At 63.7% G+C, this 17,080-nt stretch carries 15 protein-coding genes; 9 read left to right on the top strand and 6 right to left on the bottom strand.

Translation table 11 applies throughout. The features are described 5' to 3' along the window. Positions 1-120 precede the first annotated feature (120 nt). Genes MMF98_RS03925 through tsaA form a run of 3 tightly spaced genes read left to right on the top strand, consistent with a single transcriptional unit; the run spans position 121 to position 2,024 of the window. Complete coding sequence (locus MMF98_RS03925) at positions 121-621, top strand: molybdopterin-dependent oxidoreductase (protein WP_243304524.1); 501 nt, start codon at positions 121-123, stop codon at positions 619-621. Positions 622-630: 9 nt separating this feature from the next. Continuing rightward, positions 631-1,518, top strand: coding sequence for a nitroreductase family protein (locus MMF98_RS03930; RefSeq protein ID WP_243304526.1), 888 nt, complete (start codon positions 631-633; stop codon positions 1,516-1,518). A gap of 2 nt (positions 1,519-1,520) precedes the next feature. Then, positions 1,521-2,024, top strand: a complete 504-nt coding sequence (gene tsaA / locus MMF98_RS03935; RefSeq protein WP_243304528.1) for a tRNA (N6-threonylcarbamoyladenosine(37)-N6)-methyltransferase TrmO — start codon at positions 1,521-1,523, stop codon at positions 2,022-2,024. 24 nt (positions 2,025-2,048) lie between these two features. Here tsaA and MMF98_RS03940 read toward each other — a convergent pair whose 3' ends face one another. Beyond that, positions 2,049-3,011 carry a Bug family tripartite tricarboxylate transporter substrate binding protein gene (locus MMF98_RS03940; RefSeq protein ID WP_243304531.1) on the bottom strand — a complete coding sequence of 321 codons (963 nt, stop codon included), beginning with the start codon at positions 3,009-3,011 and terminating at the stop codon, positions 2,049-2,051. Between the two features lie 130 nt (positions 3,012-3,141). On the opposite strand from MMF98_RS03940, the gene MMF98_RS03945 reads away from it, so the two are divergent. Together MMF98_RS03945 and MMF98_RS03950 are read left to right on the top strand one after the other, a co-directional pair. Continuing rightward, positions 3,142-4,833, top strand: coding sequence for a long-chain fatty acid--CoA ligase (locus tag MMF98_RS03945; RefSeq protein WP_243304533.1), 1,692 nt, complete (start codon positions 3,142-3,144; stop codon positions 4,831-4,833). Positions 4,834-4,992: 159 nt separating this feature from the next. Beyond that, on the top strand, positions 4,993-6,027 hold the full coding sequence (locus MMF98_RS03950) for a catalase family protein (RefSeq protein ID WP_243304535.1): 1,035 nt from the start codon (positions 4,993-4,995) through the stop codon (positions 6,025-6,027). A gap of 67 nt (positions 6,028-6,094) precedes the next feature. Here the strand turns inward: MMF98_RS03950 and MMF98_RS03955 are convergent, their stop codons facing one another. Then, complete coding sequence (locus tag MMF98_RS03955; protein WP_243304536.1) at positions 6,095-7,138, bottom strand: Bug family tripartite tricarboxylate transporter substrate binding protein; 1,044 nt, start codon at positions 7,136-7,138, stop codon at positions 6,095-6,097. A gap of 346 nt (positions 7,139-7,484) precedes the next feature. Beyond that, positions 7,485-8,441: an IclR family transcriptional regulator gene (locus MMF98_RS03960; RefSeq protein ID WP_243304539.1), complete on the bottom strand. Its 957-nt coding sequence runs from the start codon at positions 8,439-8,441 to the stop codon at positions 7,485-7,487. A 97-nt stretch (positions 8,442-8,538) separates the two neighbouring features. On the opposite strand from MMF98_RS03960, the gene MMF98_RS03965 reads away from it, so the two are divergent. Both MMF98_RS03965 and MMF98_RS03970 read left to right on the top strand, forming a co-directional pair. Next, positions 8,539-10,869, top strand: a complete 2,331-nt coding sequence (locus MMF98_RS03965) for an acyl-CoA dehydrogenase family protein (protein WP_243304540.1) — start codon at positions 8,539-8,541, stop codon at positions 10,867-10,869. Next, positions 10,869-11,729 carry an enoyl-CoA hydratase-related protein gene (locus MMF98_RS03970; protein ID WP_243304541.1) on the top strand — a complete coding sequence of 287 codons (861 nt, stop codon included), beginning with the start codon at positions 10,869-10,871 and terminating at the stop codon, positions 11,727-11,729. Before MMF98_RS03965 ends, MMF98_RS03970 begins: the two co-directional genes overlap by 1 nt. Before the next feature lie 125 nt (positions 11,730-11,854). Here the strand turns inward: MMF98_RS03970 and MMF98_RS03975 are convergent, their stop codons facing one another. The 3 genes from MMF98_RS03975 to MMF98_RS03985 all read right to left on the bottom strand — a co-directional run bounded on the left by MMF98_RS03975 (position 11,855) and on the right by MMF98_RS03985 (position 15,238). Further along, the gene (locus MMF98_RS03975; protein ID WP_243304544.1) at positions 11,855-12,829 is read right to left on the bottom strand and encodes a Bug family tripartite tricarboxylate transporter substrate binding protein; all 975 of its coding nucleotides are present in this window, start codon (positions 12,827-12,829) and stop codon (positions 11,855-11,857) included. 259 nt (positions 12,830-13,088) lie between these two features. Next, the gene (locus MMF98_RS03980; protein WP_243304546.1) at positions 13,089-13,955 is read right to left on the bottom strand and encodes a MaoC family dehydratase; all 867 of its coding nucleotides are present in this window, start codon (positions 13,953-13,955) and stop codon (positions 13,089-13,091) included. Positions 13,956-14,041: 86 nt separating this feature from the next. Then, positions 14,042-15,238 (bottom strand): CaiB/BaiF CoA transferase family protein, encoded by a 1,197-nt coding sequence (locus tag MMF98_RS03985; protein ID WP_243304548.1) that lies wholly within the window; start codon positions 15,236-15,238, stop codon positions 14,042-14,044. Positions 15,239-15,517: 279 nt separating this feature from the next. Here MMF98_RS03985 and MMF98_RS03990 point away from each other — a divergent pair, with 279 nt between their 5' ends. Both MMF98_RS03990 and MMF98_RS03995 read left to right on the top strand, forming a co-directional pair. After that, positions 15,518-15,901 (top strand): Zn-ribbon domain-containing OB-fold protein, encoded by a 384-nt coding sequence (locus tag MMF98_RS03990; RefSeq protein ID WP_243304549.1) that lies wholly within the window; start codon positions 15,518-15,520, stop codon positions 15,899-15,901. Next, complete coding sequence (locus tag MMF98_RS03995) at positions 15,898-17,076, top strand: acetyl-CoA acetyltransferase (RefSeq protein ID WP_243304552.1); 1,179 nt, start codon at positions 15,898-15,900, stop codon at positions 17,074-17,076. The genes MMF98_RS03990 and MMF98_RS03995 overlap by 4 nt, the downstream gene beginning before the upstream one ends. Positions 17,077-17,080: the final 4 nt, after the last annotated feature.

The following is a 17,080-nucleotide window of genomic DNA, read 5'->3' on the forward strand; positions in this document are numbered from 1 at the left end:
TGGCAGTCTCGGCAACGCGGCGGCGGGGTGCCCAATATACCGCCCGCCGATGTCGGCGGCATGCCAGGAATGAAGGGCTTCGCTGTATTTTTTAGAATACAACGAAACGTCGAGGTCTTCATGAATTCATCGCTTGCTTTTCTGCGGCGCTTCCTGGCCGCGTGGGTGCTGGGCGTGCCGCTCCTTGTGGCCGCCCAGGCTGAGCCAACGGCCCAGGCGGTTCGCGTCACCGGTGCGGTCGCGCGCGAGCTGGCGCTGGACCGCCAGGCCCTGCCGGCGCTGCCGCAGGCGAGCGCGAGCGTGGCGGACAAGGCCTACGAAGGCGTGCCGCTGTGGGACGTGCTGAGCGCGGCCGGTCTCGCGCCTGCCGTTGCCGGCCGGCGCCATCCGACGCTCTCGATGTATGTGCTGGCGCGCGGCGACGAGGGCTACCAGGCGCTGTTCTCGGTGGCGGAGCTCGACCCGGCGCTCGGCGCCCGCGGCGCGCTGCTGGCGCACCGGGTGAATGGCGCGCCGCTGGGCGCCGGCGAGGGGCTCGTGCGGCTGGTCGTGCCGGGCGATCTCAAGCCGTCGCGCGCGGTGTTTCGATTGGTCGAACTGCGGCTGCAGTCCGCTCCCTGAGCCCATCCCATGGAAGACTACCAGTTGCAATGCCTGGAGGCGTCGGCCGCCGAGGGCGATCTGGCCGGGGCGGCCCGGCGCTGCGGCCTCTCGGTGCCCGCGTTGCGGGCCATCGTGGCCGGGCTCGAGCAGGCCTACGGGCGGCCGCTGCTGACGCCAGGCCTGGGCGATGCCCGCCTGACGCCGGCCGGGCGGAGGGTGACGGCCTGGGGCCAACGCTTCCGGTCCCCGCGCCATGCCCAACGCGACCCGCCCGTGGCCGAGTGCCTGCAGCGGCTGCTGGCCCCGCTGATCACGCGCCGCTCGATCTCGCCCAAGCGGCTCGTGCCACCGGCGCCCGGTGCGCAGGAAGTAGCGTCCATGGTGCAGGCCGCGCTCAGCGCCCCCGACCATGGCGGCCTGCATCCCTGGCGCATCATCGCGTTCGCCGATGCCGACCGCCCGCGGCTGGCCGATCTGTTCGAGGCCGAGAAGCTACGGCGCGATCCGCTGGCTGGTGACGCCGACGTGCAGCGTGCGCGGGAGCACGCGACCCGCACGCCGGCGCTGCTGGCGTTCGTCGTCAGTCCGCACAGGCGATCGGGCGTGCCGCTCCGTGAGCAATGGCTGGCGGCCGGCGCCGCGCTGGGGAATTTCCTCAACGCCGCGCACCAGCTGGGCTACGGCGCCATCGTGCTCAGCGGTGAGCGTTGCCACGACGCCGGGCTGGCCTCGGCCCTGGGCCTTGTCGATGCGGAATGGCTGGCGGGCTTCATCAGCCTGGGCTCGGTGGCCGGCCTGCCTCCCGCACGCCAGCCCACGCCCCTGGAGGCCGTGTATTCCACCTGGGAACCCGGCGCCCCGGGCGTCGCATCGTCTACCAATAGTGCCGCGCCGCCGCGGCGAACAGGAGTCTGAACATGGATACCGTGGAATTGCGCGTCGTCGGCCATGTGCGCAGCCGCTTCACCGACCCGGTGGGCATGCCGATCCAGACCGTCGGCAGCCCGCAGGAGCCGGGACAGGTGGAGGTGCTGCCGGCGTTCGCGGCCGGGCTGCGCGACATCGAGCATTTCGAGTACCTGATCCTCATCACCCATCTGCACCGCGTGAAGGAAGAGCGGCTCGACGTCGTTCCTTTCCTGGATGACACCTCGCACGGCGCCTTTGCCACGCGCGCGCCGTCGCGTCCCAACCGCCTGGGCCTGTCCATCGTGCGGCTGGAGCGCGTGGACGGTGCCTGCCTGCACTTCACCGGCAACGACATGCTCGACGGCACGCCAGTGCTGGACATCAAGCCCTACGTGCCGGCTTTCGACGTGCGGGAGACCGAACGCATCGGCTGGTTCAGGCGGCGCGTGCAGCAGGTGGCCGAGGTGCGGTCCGACGACCGGATGTCCCAGGACCCCCCGGCACGCCGATGACGCAGCGGGCGCAGGCCGGCGCCGTCAATCCAGCCGCGCGCCGGACTTCTGCACCGCGTCGGCCCAGCGCGGCATCTCGGCGGCCAGGAACTTCGCGAACTCCTCGTGGCCCAGGAACGCCGGGTCGGCGCCCTGCGTCACCATGCGGTTGCGCACCTCGGGGCTGGTGAGCACCTGGCGGAAGGCGTCGCTCAGTTTGGCCGCCACCTCCTTGGGCAGGCCGGCTGGTGCCAGGAAGCCGTAGAAGCCCACCACCTCGAAGCCCTTGATGCCCGACTCGATGACGGTCGGCGTGTCGGGCAGCGCCGGATTGCGCTCGCGGCTGGTGACGGCCAGCGCGCGCACCTTGCCCTGCTTGTGGTAATTGGCCGCCTGCGGGATCGACTCGGCCATGAACTGCACCTGGCCGGCCATCAGGTCGGTGAAGGCGGGCGCGCTGCCGCGGTAGGGGATGTGGACCATGAACAGGCCGGTGGCGTTCTTGAACATCTCGGGCACCAGGTGGCTGATGCCGCCGTTGCCGGCCGAGCCGTAGTTCACCTGGCCGGGGCGCGCGCGCGCGTAGTCGACGAACTCCTTGAGGTTGTTCGCCGGCAGCTTCGGGGTGACCAGCAGCGCGAGCGGCTGCATGGCGGTGCGCGCGATCGGCGTGAAGTCCTTGAGCGTGGCGTAGGGCAGCTTGCTGTAGAGCGCCGGGTTGATCACCATCACGCCGGTGTTGGCCAGCATCAGGGTGTAGCCGTCGGGCGCGGACTTCATCACCTCCTGCGCGCCCACTGTGCCGCCGGCGCCCGACTTGTAGTCGATGATGACGGGCTGGCCGAGCGCGGCCTGCAGCTTGTCGCTGAGCAGCCGGGCATGCTGGTCGAGCGGCCCGCCGGCCGGGAAGCCGATCACGATGCGGATGGGCTTGTCGGGGAAGGCGGCCGTGGCGGCCGTGCTGGCGGCGAGCAGCAGTGCGGCGATGGCGGTCTGGATGCGGTTCATGAAAGCGTGTCTCCTCGGATGAGCACACATGATAAGCAGCGCACCGTCGCCCAGGCGACGCGGCGCGTTGGGGGCTTCCCGGATGCGCGCGGCGGTGGCCGGGGCTAGCCTTGCGGTTCAAGGAGTTCCCATGCGTCCGCATCACAAATTCTGGCCCAGGCGGCTGCCCCATGCCGTCGTCCCGCCCGCCACCTCGCTGTGGCACAACCTGGCGGTCAGCGCGCTGCGCTACCCGGACAAGCCGGCGCTGGTGTTCTTCGGGCGCATCCTGAGTTACGCCGAGGTGGTGCGCCAGGCCGAGCGGCTGGCCGCGCGGCTGCAGGCGCTGGGAGTGAAGAAGGGCGACCGCGTGGTGCTGCTCATGCAGAACTGCCCGCAGCTCGTGATCGCGCATTTCGCGATCCTGCGCGCCAACGCCGTGGTAGTGCCGGTCAACCCGATGAACCGCGCCGAGGAGCTCAAGCACTACATCACCGACCCCGATGCGAAGGTGGCCCTCACCACCGGCGACCTGGCGCCCGAGCTGGTGCGCGCCAGCGATGCGCTGGCGCCAGGCGAGCGGCTCGCGCACCTGATCGTCACGCAGTTCACCGATGCCTTCGACGCCAACGTGGCGGGCGACGATGCGCCGCCCGAGGCCTGGGCGTCCTGGCTGCTCACGCGCCATGCGCTGCCGGCGCTGGCCGGCGGCCAGGTGCAGGCCTGGACCGAGGCGCTGGCCGGCAGCGAGCCCGTGCCCGCGCTCGACAGCGGCCCGGACGACCTGGCCCTGCTGCCCTACACCAGCGGCACCACCGGCCTGCCCAAGGGCTGCATGCACACGCACGCCAGCATCATGCACAACGCGGTGGCGGGCTGCTTCTGGGGCAACGGCACGCCCGAGAACGTCACCTTGGCCGTGGTGCCGATGTTCCACATCACCGGCATGGTGAGCCTGATGCACACCAGCATCTACACCGGCGCCGCGCTCATCATCATGCCGCGCTGGGAGCGCGACCTGGCGGGCCGCCTGATCTCGCGCTGGAAGGTCACGCACTGGACCAACATCCCGACCATGGTGATCGACCTGCTGGCCAGCCCGAACTTCGCGCAGTACGACCTGTCCAGCCTGGTCTACATCGGCGGCGGCGGCGCGGCCATGCCGCAGGCCGTGGCGCAGCGCCTGCTCGACCAGTTCGGCCTGCGCTACTCCGAGGGCTACGGCCTGACCGAGACCGCCGCGCCCTCGCACAGCAACCCGCCCGACCACCCCAAGCAGCAGTGCCTGGGCATCCCGTTCATGAGCACCGACGCGCGCGTGGTTGACCCCGACACGCTGCGCGAGATGCCGGTGGGCGAGCAGGGCGAGATCATCATCCACGGCCCCGAGGTGTTCAAGGGCTACTGGAAGCGGCCCGAGGCCACGGCCGCGGCCTTCATCGAGTTCGAGGGCAAGCCCTTTTTCCGCTCGGGCGACCTGGGCCGCGTGGACGAGGACGGCTACTTCTTCCTGACCGACCGCTTGAAACGCATGATCAACGCCAGCGGCTTCAAGGTCTGGCCGGCCGAGGTGGAGGCGCTGATGTTCCGCCATCCGGCGATCCAGGAGGCCTGCGTCATCGCCGCCAAGGACGTCTACCGCGGGGAGACCGTCAAGGCCGTGGTGGTGCTGCGCGCCAGCCACCGGGGCCAGGTCAGCGAGCAGGACATCATCGACTGGTGCCGCGAGAACATGGCGGTGTACAAGGTGCCGCGCATCGTGCAGTTCGCCGATGCGCTGCCCAAGAGCGGCAGCGGCAAGGTGATGTGGCGCACGCTGCAGGAGGCCGAGGCGGCCGGCTGAACCTTTCTTTTAGTCCTCTTGTCCGGGCGGCGGCGACTCTGTTACTCTTTGTATCGGCCACAGGAGAGACGCCATGACGACGCCATCAGCACAACAGGCCCCCGGCTCGCGCGCGGGAGTTCCCACAGGCGCAGCGCCCGCCGGCGACAGGGAGGCCGCATGAAACCCGTTCTCACGCCCAGCACGCAATGGCAGGAGCGGATCGCGCCCGACGAAGCCGAGCGCCATGCCCACCAGGCGCGCCAGTTCGTGGAGATCCAGCGCCGCAAGTCCGCCGCCTACGGCACGGGCCGCGCGCTGCACCGCAAGCAGCTCACGGCCGCGCAGGGCCTGCTCGAAGTATTGGACGGCCTGCCCCCCTTCGCGCACCACGGCCTGTTTGCGGCGCCCGGCGTGCATGACGTCTGGGTGCGCCTGTCCAACGGCGGCCCGGACCGCGCCGGCGACCGCCAGCCCGACATCCGGGGCTTCGCCATCAAGGTGTTCGGCGTGCACGGCCGCTCCGCCCTGGGCGGTGACACCACGGCCAGCCAGGACTTCACCCTCATCAACCAGGAGGCGTTCGGTTTCACCGACAGCGCCGAGTTCACCGGCTTCGCGGTGGCGGCCTCGCGCAGCAAGGCGGCGCTGCTGCCCTACCTGTTCCGGCGCTATGGCCTGCTGAGCGCGCCCGCCAAGCTGCTGCAGATCCTGCGCGCGGTGGGCCGGCCCTTCAGCGGCTTTGCCACCGAGCCGCTGCACAGCGCCGTGCCCATGGCCTGCGGCCCCTATGCGGTGCGGGTGCGGCTGCTGCCCGATCCGTCCAACGCCCTGTGGGAGGGCGGCGCAGGCAACGCCGGCGCCCGCGGCGAGGCGACCGCGCAGGCCCGCAGCGACTGGGGCGCCGACTTCAGCGCCCGCCTGCGCACGAATGCGCTGCACTGGGATCTGCAACTGCAGTTCTTCGTGAACGAGGAGCTCACGCCGATCGAGGACGCCAGCGTGAACTGGAGCAGCCCCTACACCACCGTGGCGCGGCTGATCCTGCCGCCGCAGGACACCGGCTCGGCCGAAGGCCAGGCGCTGGCGGCCCGTGCGGAGGCCGGCGTGTTCGACCCCTGGCAGGCGCTGGCCGAACACCGCCCGCTGGGCGACGTGCAGCGCGCGCGCAAGGTCGCGTACTTCGCCAGCCAGCAGGAGCGCGGAGCAGCCTAGTTATTGCCTGATTCATTGCGCCGGGCAACCGAAACGGCGGCGCAGACGCGCCACGCGCCGTGCGGCCTCATTCAGGCTGAATCTTCGCTTTCTGAGCGACTTGCGAAAACTTCACTCCCAGCTGTTTGATCTGTTCAGTAAATTCCTCCGGAGTATTGGAAACAGGTTGCAGGCCCAGGCGAAAGAGTCGAGGGGTCATGTCCGGTTCTGCGACGAATCGAGCAATGTCGCGTGCAATCTTGCGGCGAATCTCCATGGGCGTTCCGGCTGGTGCGAAGACACCCAACTGCGTGGGAAGGTCCATTCCAGGCAAGCCGGCTTCGCGCGCAGCCGGAACATCGGGAAGACCGGGCCAGCGTCCGCTCTCCGACGTGAGCGACAGTGCACGCACTTTGCCAGCCTGCATCATCGGGACGGCGGCATTGAGCGTCAGGAACGAAAGCTGCACGTCGCCCCTGGAAAGGGCGAGCGAATTTTGTGCCTCTCCAGAATAGGGGATGCCCACCATTTGAATTCCGGTCAGCTGATTGAACGCCTCGATGGTCAAGGTATTCGAGGCGGAAGAGGACCCGTAACTGAGCTTTCCGGGTCTTGCCTTGGCGTAGCTGATGAATTCGGTGAGCGATTTGACTGGCGTCTGCGAACTCACCGCGATGACGACCGGGGCGATACCGACCAATGAGATGGGAGCCAGGTCGCGGTCCACATCTAGCCCGGGATTCTTCATCAGCGACTTGAACGCCGCAATAGCGGCTCCCGTGATCGCGAGCGTATGTCCATCTGGAGTGGCGTGTGCCATGGCGACGACCCCGACCAAACCTCCACCTCCCGCTTTATTACTGACAATGACAGGTTGTTTCCAGAGCGTGGACAGATATTCCGCAATCAGGCGTGCTTGCCCATCGACCGGCCCGCCAGGACCGTAGGGCACGATCAAGGTGACAGGCCTGGTTGGAAATTCCTGTGCGGCAACGTTTGCAATGCCAGTCGCCGCTACGAGCAACAGAATTGACACCAATCTGAAAAGCTTTTTCATAACGATCTTTTTCCGGGTTAGTTCGAAGGAAAGCCAGGATTCGACCCGGCGCATGTGATGCTTGCCGTTGTTCAAAACAGCTCCACCCAACCATTGCTCAGGGCTGTGAGGTCGCGCTCTCGGACCCGCGCGCGAAAATGGAATGCGTTGTCAGCGGCGTGCCACATTTGAAACTTGATACCCCCGCCAGGGAACACAGGCCCACTAAAACGGACTGCGATGCGCTTGAGTGCGCCACTCATTGCGCACCCGCCTTCAAATCCTGTTGTCCGCAACTGCCAACCATGTGTCTTCTTTCGAATATGCACTGCGCATAACCCGCATCGCGACGCAATGGTTTCAGAGGTGTGCGGAGGGGTCAAAGCTCTTCCACTGTGCGGAAGGCAGGGGCCGCCCCGGCAAGGCGCGAAAAAAGGACTCTCTACTGCTGCGCCGGCGCGATCCGCCTTGCCTTGTGGTCATGAGCAGTGCCGCGAGATCGCGCTGCACGCGCGCCCGAAAACGCTCGTTCGACGTCGGTGGCATGACGCAGCAGCAAGGGGCCGAAGACTTCGCGGATGTAGTCCAGTTTGAAGCGTTCGGCCGGCGCGGCGCAGGCCAGGACCAGTTGCCGCCCCAACGTGCGCAGATAGATCGGCACGGCGACCGCATGCACACCCGCCTCGCGCACCTGCAGCGATATGCAATAGCCATACTGGGCATAGGACGACTCGGCCTCTTTCAGTTCGGCCTGCAGCACGTCCCGGCTCCATGTCCCTTGTTCGATCAGGTGGTCCACGATACTGTTCTTCTCCCTGCTGCTGCACGAGGCCAGATAGGCGCGGCCCAGCGCGGATCGGGGCAGGGAGGCGCTTGCGCCAGGCGTCAGCGATGAAACCAGGGGTCGCCCGCCATCGACGGCCTGAAGCACCACCAGGCTGGAATTCTCATACGCCGCCAGCGCCACGCGCACGCCGGCCTCTTCAGCGAGCTTCTTCATGTGTGGCATCACCAGCGTCTTGACGTCGGTGCCCGCGATCATGGCCGTGTGGATCGGCAGCACACGAAAGCCCAACCGGTAGGCCCCCGCGATCGAGTCGTAGTCGAGGTAGCCCACCTTGATCAGCGTATGCGTCAGCCGGGAGACCGAAGAACACGCCAGCCCCGTCAGCGCCGAGATTTCGCCATTGGTGAGCAAAGGCCGCTCGGGCTGAAAGCAATCGAGAATTTTCAGGCCGCGTGCCAGGGCTTCTACAAACTGCCTGTCCTTTTCCATGATCTTCCTTTTCCGCACGGTGGAAGACACTTTACTGCGTTTGAGCGTTTCGCGAGCATCGTGGCCATGACACAAGCACAAAAGATGACTGCCTGACAGACGCACGAAGACGCGTTGCGGCAAGGCCGCTTCCTGTTTCGGGTGGCCAGCGTAAGTGCTTGACGAACGGCCGGCGGGGGAAGCGTTCCCTTGGATTCGGCCACAAAAGGAAACCACCGCCATGACCAACGATCAATCGATTTTAAAAGATAGCATTGCGAGATACCTTAGAGAGCAATACAGCTTTGCGGAACGCTCCCGTGTAATTTCCGGCAAATCGACCGTCAATCACTGGCGTGAGTTCGCGAAGATGGGGTGGCTTGGGATTCCATTCGACTCGGACAGCGGTGGCCTCGATGCGGGTCCCGCCGAGTTGGCCATACTGCTAACAGAGCTAGGGCGCGGGTTGGTTCTCGAGCCAATCTTGCCGAACCTTGTGCTCTCGGGTGCCTTGCTTCAGGCGATCTCGGATTCCGCTCACCGCATGGGGTACCTGCGGCCGCTAGTCGAGGGTCGCGTCAAATTCTCGACTGTCTACGAGGGGATGGGTGCACGCACTGCTGTCGAACTCGCGCCGCTAGGCGATTCGTTCACGCTCACTGGAACTGCCAAAGTCGTCTTGGGTGGATCGGAAGCGGATTACTTTCTTGTCGCGGCGCCACTGAGGGGCGCCGCAGATACTGCTGCGGCGGGCGCGTTGAGACTTGCGATAGTCCCAGCCGGCGCCCCAGGGGTGCGTGTGAATTCGTACCGGGGCATCGACGGCTATCCCGCCTGCAGCCTGGCTTTCGAAGAAGTGGAGGTTAAGTCCGCCGACCTTTTGATTCTGGACGCCAAGGTCGACGTCACACTTGGCCGAGCGTTGAACTACTGTTGTGTGATGACGTGTTGCGAAGCAGTCGGCGTGCTTGAAGTGCTCCTGGCACACACTCTCCAGTATGCCAAGGATCGCAAGCAATTCGGTAAGTCGCTCGCAGGCAACCAGGTCATCGCCCATCGCTTGGTAGAGATGCGAATAAAAGTGCAGGAAGCGCGGGCACTTTCCGAGTTGGCAGTGCAGGCGCTAGAAGAACCAAGCGGCTCGGAGTTGGACTCCATCATCTCGGCTGCAAAGATTCACGTCGATCACACCCTTCGCAGCGTGGCTGAAAGTGCCGTGCAGATCCATGGCGCTATTGCCATCACGGACGAATTCCACATTAGTCACTATTTCAAGCGTTCGGCGGGATTGCGACTGTTATTCGGTGACGCTCAATGGCACGAAACCCGGTTGGGTGACTCTCTGAAAAGAGATTGGACGAACGAGAGAGCCGGGAAGATGTCTCTTGCAAGTGAAGCAGACCGGGAATTCGCCAAAACTGTAGAAGACTTCGTGAACGCCGCATTGCCCAAGGAAATAGCAGCCAAGGTCGCGAACGAACAACACCTCAGCAAGGAAGAGATTGACAGTTGGCAGAGCGCGCTCGGCCGGCAAGGGTGGCTCGGCGCCAGTTGGCCAAAGAATTTCGGAGGGCCGGGGTGGTCGCCGCGTCAGCAATTCATCTTTGAATCGGTGTGCGCCAGCATGAACTGCCCGGCAATCGTGCCGTCCGGGGTCAAAATGATCGGACCGCTACTGCAAAAGTTCGGTACAACTTCGCAGCAAGAGCGCTTCCTCCCCCGGATTCTGGACTCGTCCGAGTGGTGGTGCCAGGGGTATTCAGAGCCTAATTCCGGCTCTGACCTCTCCTCGCTGCGGACATCGGCCCAGGACGTTGGCGAACACTACCGTATCAACGGAGAGAAGATATGGACAACGAACGCCCACTACGCGGACTGGATGTTCTGCCTCGTGCGGACCAGTCGCGAGAGCAGGCCGCAGCAAGGCATCTCATTCCTGCTCATCGACATGCGCACACCGGGAATTGAAGTCATCCCCATCACGTCGATGGACGGTGCGCATTCATTCAACAGCGTTGTCTTCAAAAATGTACTCGTTCCCAAAGAGAATCTTCTCGGAAAACAGGGCGAAGGTTGGAGCTACGCAAAAGCGCTCCTGTCCCATGAAAGACTGTCCGGCTACTGGCTCAGCGGGGTTCAGCGCTCATTGCAGCAGCTAAAGCAAATCGCGCTTGGCGACCTTGTCAGCGAGACGGGAGAACGGCTCCCTGATGCGCGGCTTCGAGAAATCGTCAGACTTGAAGTCAGGACGATGGCCTTGAAAAAACGCTTTCTCGAGTTTCTCGAACAGATCGAAACCCATGGAACGTTAAGCGACGAAGTTTCAGAACTAAAAATTCAAGGCACCGAGCTATTTCAGGATATTTCGAATGCCATCATGATGATCTCGGGTGAACTTGCCTACCCCTACGACCCTCTGTTCACTCTGGGGGAGAACTCTGATCCCCTGTTTGCGGGCGCGCATGCCGCAACTGCGGCGGTGAAATACTTCGGCCGCAGAGCCAACACCCTCGCAGGGGGAGCAACAGAGATCCAAAAAAACATACTGGCCAAAACTGTTCTAGGAATCTAATGCAAGCCAATGAACAAACATCCACTGCGGCCATGAGTCCGAGTAACGACGTTCTTATCCAGCTCGATGCCGGCGTGCTGCTGGTGACACTGAACCGTCCGGACCGGCTCAATGCACTGACCACCGATAGCGCCAATGCCTACATGCAGATCATGCTGGATGCGTCGGTCAACCCCGAGGTGCGCGTGATCGTGGTGACCGGCGCGGGCAAGGGATTTTGCGCGGGGGCTGACATGGGTTATCTCGCGCAACTCAAGGATGGACAGCCACGCGCCGAAAAGCTGCAGCGGCACTGGTTCACTACACAGATTCCGAAGCCGGTTATTGCAGCCATCAATGGTGCATGCGTGGGGATTGGATTTGTCATTGCCATGATGTGCGATATGCGTATCGCGGCCCGCAGTGCACGGGTCGGCGCTGGCTTCGCGCGCCTGGGCCTACCGCTCGAAAATGGCGTAGCGTGGCCGCTGGTCCGTTCGCTGGGTTACAGCCGGGCTTTCCAGCACCTGGCGGTCGGCACTCTGCAGTCGGGCGACGCGCTGCTGCAATCCGGACTGGTCAATGAGGTGGTGGACGACGCGCAACTGTTGCCGAGAGCGATGGAACTCGCGCATGAAATCGCGGACAACTGTTCGCCGCGTTCGCTGGCCACGCTCAAGCGCCAACTCCTGCGCGCCGCGCAATCGTCCCTGCCCGAAGCCGACCGCCTCAGTGACGGACTCATGAAGGCTGCGCTTGCGGGGGACGATTTCAAGGAGGCCATGGCCGCTAAAAAGGAAATGAGGGCCCCGGCTTTTGCGCCCTTGCTCGACGAGTCCGTCTGGTGGCCATCCGAGGTCGAAGGCCAGATAGGGAAATAGCCGCAACCGCCGGTGCTTCGTCAGCAAGGCCGCCATGCGCCAGCATGATCAAGTCAGTCACGTACTCAGCTTGGTCGCCCCAGCCGTGCACGTCAGGCTGGGGTCTTGCCGGACTTCGAGCGACTTCAGGGCTTTAGGTTCATCGTGCGGATCAGCTCACCAAAGTTGGTGTAGCGCGACTGCACGTTCTGCGCGAACTCTTGGGGGGAACTTGGCGTGACGGGCTCGAATCCTTGCCGGGTTACCTGATCCCTGTATTCCGGCATGCCCGCAATCTTGCGGGTGACGGCGTAGAGCTTGTCGACGTCGGCGGCGGGCATCTTTGGAGACACCACGATGCCCAGCTCGCCGCCGAAATTGTTGAACTCCGGATAGCCCTGCTCGGCGAAGGTGGGCACTTGCGGCAGGCCGGGAAAACGGCTGGTGCCTGAGACTGCCAGCGCCTTGAGCTTGCCGGCGCGCACGAAGGGAGCCGACGTGACGAGGCTATCGATGTACATCGTCACCTGCTTGGACATCAGGGCGACCAGCGCCGGGGGCGCACCCGGATACGGCACGTGCTGCATGCTCACGCCGAGTCGGCGATTGAGCATCTCGCCCCCGAAATGTGAGAGCGTCCCGGGGCTCGGGGACGCAAAGCTGCCCGATTCCGGCTCAGCCTTGAGCTGCTTGGCCAATCCGGCCATGTCGCTTGCAGGGTAGTCAGGCGAGACGACCAGGACGAGGCCGTACTTCGCGAGCGACGCCACGGGCTTGATGTCCCTCATCGGGTCGTAGGGAGGCTTCATGGTGTGCGGTATTTCCGCGAGTACGCTGGAGCCCGTGTACAGAATGGTGTGGCCATCGGCGGGTGCGTTCAGCATCGCCTGCACGGCGATGGAGCCGCCTGCGCCCGTCTTGTTCTCGACGACGACGGGCTGGCCAATCTCCTTGGACAGGAAATTGGCATAGATGCGCGCAGGGACGTCGATGACCCCGCCGGCCGCCGACGGGACGATGAGCTTCACGGCTCGGTCGGGCCAGGCATGGGCCAGCGAAGAGCTGGCGAGGACCAGCGCGCCGAGCGCGATACGCAGGGACAGAGGGAATGATGCCTTCATGGCGGTCTCGTTAGGTAGAGTCCCATCGAAAAAATGCATGGACGTCCTTTGTTGGCTGCGGAGCTTGCGATTGCAGGCAGATGCCGCGCTGGTAGCCATGATCAGGAATGGCGCCCATGCGAAATTGCTCTGTTGTCGCCAAGAATTGATTTGTTGTATCAGGACAATTGTTGTTTTCGGGATGGACGCGTTCGGCCTGGGGCTGACCAGCCGCCGCCACATCTCGCCTCACCGTGCCTGGCGAAAACCTGGCTGTTGTTCAAAACAGCTCTACCCAGCCATTGTTCAAGACTATGACGTCACGCTCTTCGATGCGCGCACGCATATGGAATGCGTTGTTTGCGGCGCGCCACATCTGAAACTTGATACTTTCGCCAGGGAACACTGGAGAGCTGAAGCGCACTGCGATGCGCTTGAGGCGCGCACTCTCGTTGTTGCAAACGAGTTGCAGGGCCGCACGGGTTGCCATGCCGTAGGTACACAGACCATGCAGGATCGGACGCGAGAAGCCAGCCTTGGCTGAGAAATCGGGGTCGGCGTGCAAGGGGTTCCAATCGCCGGAGAGGCGATAAATCAGAGCGGATTGGGGCAGCGACTTGAGGGTGATCTCGATATCCGGGAAAGCTTCCGGAACACTCGGGAGCGTCTGCGTTGGTGCATCGCTGCGTCCCCCCTGCGCGGTGTAGCCGCCATCTGCACGACAGAAGAGAATCTGACGCACACTGGCAATACGAGTGCTCGTTTCGTCGAGCAGATCGCGATTGATCTCGATCACGGCACCTTTGCCTGCGCCTTTGTCCAGTACGCTGGTGACACGGGTGACCGCCTTGAGGGTGCCTTGGGTGGGTAGCGGTGCATGAAGCGTGAGATCCTGTTCCCCATGCACGGCGTGGGCGTGGTTGATGCCGGTTTTGGGGTCGCGCATCCAGACATTGGGGGTGCACAGGACCGTTGCCATCGAAGGCACTGCAAGCAAATCCTTTTCATACGTGAAGCGCAACTGCCCCTTGTCTAGCGGATCTTCGCCAAGTCCGAGGCCCAGCGCGTACAGGATCGTGTCCTTATACGTATACGTCTGTTGGACTTCCTCAAAAGGCCAATTCTTGACTACGTCATACTGCAGCATTTTTTATCTCTGGATTTCGTCTGAAAATTCGAATGGTTTACGTCTGCGCCTGAAGCTTTGCATCACGCCCGGAATATGGGCTACCTTCAGCTCTTGCAGCGCACGATTCCGGCCGTCTGCATTTGAACCACTTGCGCCGCGGAAAACCCGACTTCCTGAAGTAGTTCCTCAGTGTGTTCGCCAAGCATCGGCGGCACACGGCGCACGCTCGAGGGCGACTCGCTAAAGCGCACGGGTGGATTGGTGCGCCGAATCCTTCCCTCGCTAGGGTGTTCGTAGAAGTGCCAAAAACCCGATGCCTGCAATTGCTCGTCGTGAAGGAGCGCCTCTTTCGTATTGATCTGCATCACCGGGATGTCGGCTGCATTGAGTGCCTCAAGCCAGTCGCGCGTCGTTCGGGTGGCCACGATCTCTGCCAGCACACCATGGAGCCAGTCTGAGTTCTCTATCCTTTTCGGGTGCGTTGAGACGCGCGGGTCGTCCCATAAATGGCCGCGCCCGGCGATCTCCAGCAATCGCTTCCAATGCGTATCGTTGTAGGGCAGGACAGCGAGGAATCCATCAAGCGTCGGGTAAGGTCGCCGATCCGCGCTCAGAAGCCGAGGGGAACCCATGGGGCCGATGGGTGGATCGAAGGTGGCGCCGTGAAGATGCTCGATCATGACGTTGTCCACCGTGCACTCGAACATCGGCACCTCAATGGCTTGACCGCGACCGGTCCGCTCGCGGCGCAGCAGTGCCGCGCAAAGGGCGGTTGTGATGCAGTAGGCGGTACTCTTGTCTACCGAGTTCGTTGGCAGGAAGCGCGGAGTCCCCATGACCGAACTTTGAAGGTCGGCCAGCCCAGAGGCTGCCTGGATGATGTCATCGTAGGCCGCCTTTTCAGAGAGCGGGCCTCCACGAGCAAACCCATAGGCCTCGCATACGACCAGGCGCGGAAAACGCTCCAGAAGTTGCTCGCGCTCCAGCCCCAGCTTGGCCGCAGCCTTGGGGCGCAGGTTGTGCAGCAAAACATCTGCCTTGCCGAGAAGCCGATGAATCACCTCCACGCCGGCCGGCTTGGACATATCCAACGCGATGCTGCGTTTGTTGCGATTGAGATTGAGAAAGGCCGACGCCATGTCGCGGTGGCGAGCCGGCCCCATGTTGCGCGTGACATCGCCAATGAGGGGTTCGACCTTGACCACATCCGCGCCCATATCGCCGAGCACCTGGCCGGCCCATGGTCCCATGATGACGGACGAAACTTCCACCACCCGAATGCCTTCGAGTGCGCCACTCATCGTGCGCCCGCCTTCAAATTCTTTCCACTGCAACTGCTCATCATGTGCTTTCTTTCGAATATGCGCTGCGCATAACCCGCATCGCGACGCAATGGTTTCAGAGGTGTGAGGAGAGGGTCAAAGCCCTTCCACTGTGCGGAAGAAGACGCCGCAGGGGTTGAGGTCATCTACTGCGCCACCGACGCGATCCGCTTGACGTTGCGGGTCTGCGATGTGTTTTCTTTTCCGCACAGTGGAAGGCGCTTTACCGCGTTTGAGCGTTTCGCGAGCATCGCTGCCATGAATCAAACACAAGAGATGACTCCCTGGCAGACGCACGAAGACGCGTTGCGACAAGGCCGCTTTCTGTTTCAGGTGGCGAGCGATGGCTCTGCGGTTTTCTATCCACGCGTCTGCGCCCCAGGCACTGGTGATACGCAACTGCGTTGGCAAGAGAGCGCGCTGCAAGGCACCCTGTATTCGTACAGCGAGCTGCCAGGCGGCAGCGCTCCATCCATCGTGGCGCTGGTAGATCTGGACGACGGTTTTCGGATCATGGGCAACTTGTCGCCTGCGCTGCCAATTGCAAATCAATCTGTCATCGGAACGAGGGTGCAAGGGCACATCGATACCGCCGGTGCTTTGCCCCGCGTGGTGTTCGCTGCGATGGGTGCCGCATCATGAGCGCAAACACGCTGCGCGGCGCGGCTGCAATTGTCGGAGTGGCCGAGTCCGATCTCGGAGAAGTTTCCGCCGGCACCTATCCGCTCGATCTGGCGGCGCAGGCCAGTGTTCGTGCACTGCAGGACGCGGGTTTGAAGGTGAGCGACGTCGACGCGATCTTCAGCGTTGCGCGCGGCCGTGTGCTGTCCAATCTGGACCTGGGCGAGTATCTGGGCATTCGTCCGAGAATCCAGGGCGGCTCCATCACGGGAGGCAGTTCTGCGCTCTCGCACCTGTTGCACGCCGCGATGGCATTGGCGCACGGCCAATGCGATGTCGCACTGATCGCATACGGAGGCACGCCGCGCGCCGATGCCAAGCGCAACAAGACAAAGAGCGCCGGTGTGGTTACCGAAGATCCCGACCTGGAGGCTCCCTACGCGCCCAGGGGCGCAGCCACCGCTTACGCGATGGCCGCCATGCGTCACATGCATCAGTACGGAACCACCCGCGAACAGTTGGCGCAGGTGGCCATCTCTGCGCGGGAGTGGGCACGCCTCAATCCCGTTGCATGGTCGAACCAGAAGCCTTCGCTGACCACTGCGCAGGTACTCGACTCCAAGATGATCTCGTCGCCGCTCACGGTTGCCGACTGCTGCCTCGTCACCGACGGTGGCGGCGCCATCGTGCTGACCCGCAGCGACCACGCAAGCGCGCTGCGCCGTAAACCGGTCCATGTGCTGGGGGTTGGCGAAGCGCAGTGGCATCGCTGGATTTCGCAGATGGCGGATCTCACGGTGACCGCTGCGACCGACTCAGGCAAGCGCGCATTTGAAATGGCCGGCCTCGCGCCGCGCGATGTGGACGTCGTGCAGCTTTATGACGCATTCACCATCAATCCCATTTTGTTCCTGGAAGACCTCGGCTTTTGTCCAAAGGGAGAAGGCGGGCGATTCGTCGAAGACGGCAAGCTCGCGCCCGGCGGGGCTCTTCCGATGAACACCAATGGCGGTGGCCTGTCTTACGGCCATCCAGGCATGTACGGCATCTTCACCTTGATCGAAGCCACGCGTCAGCTGCGCGGCGAAGCGAACGCGCGGCAAGTTTCCGGCTGTGAAGTTGCGCTCGCACATGGCAATGGCGGATGGCTCTCCAGCCAGGTCACTGCCCTGCTCGGCACCAGCGCCACCCTTTGAGTCA

Source organism: Variovorax terrae, from assembly GCF_022809125.1.
Lineage (GTDB): Bacteria > Pseudomonadota > Gammaproteobacteria > Burkholderiales > Burkholderiaceae_C > Variovorax_A > Variovorax_A terrae.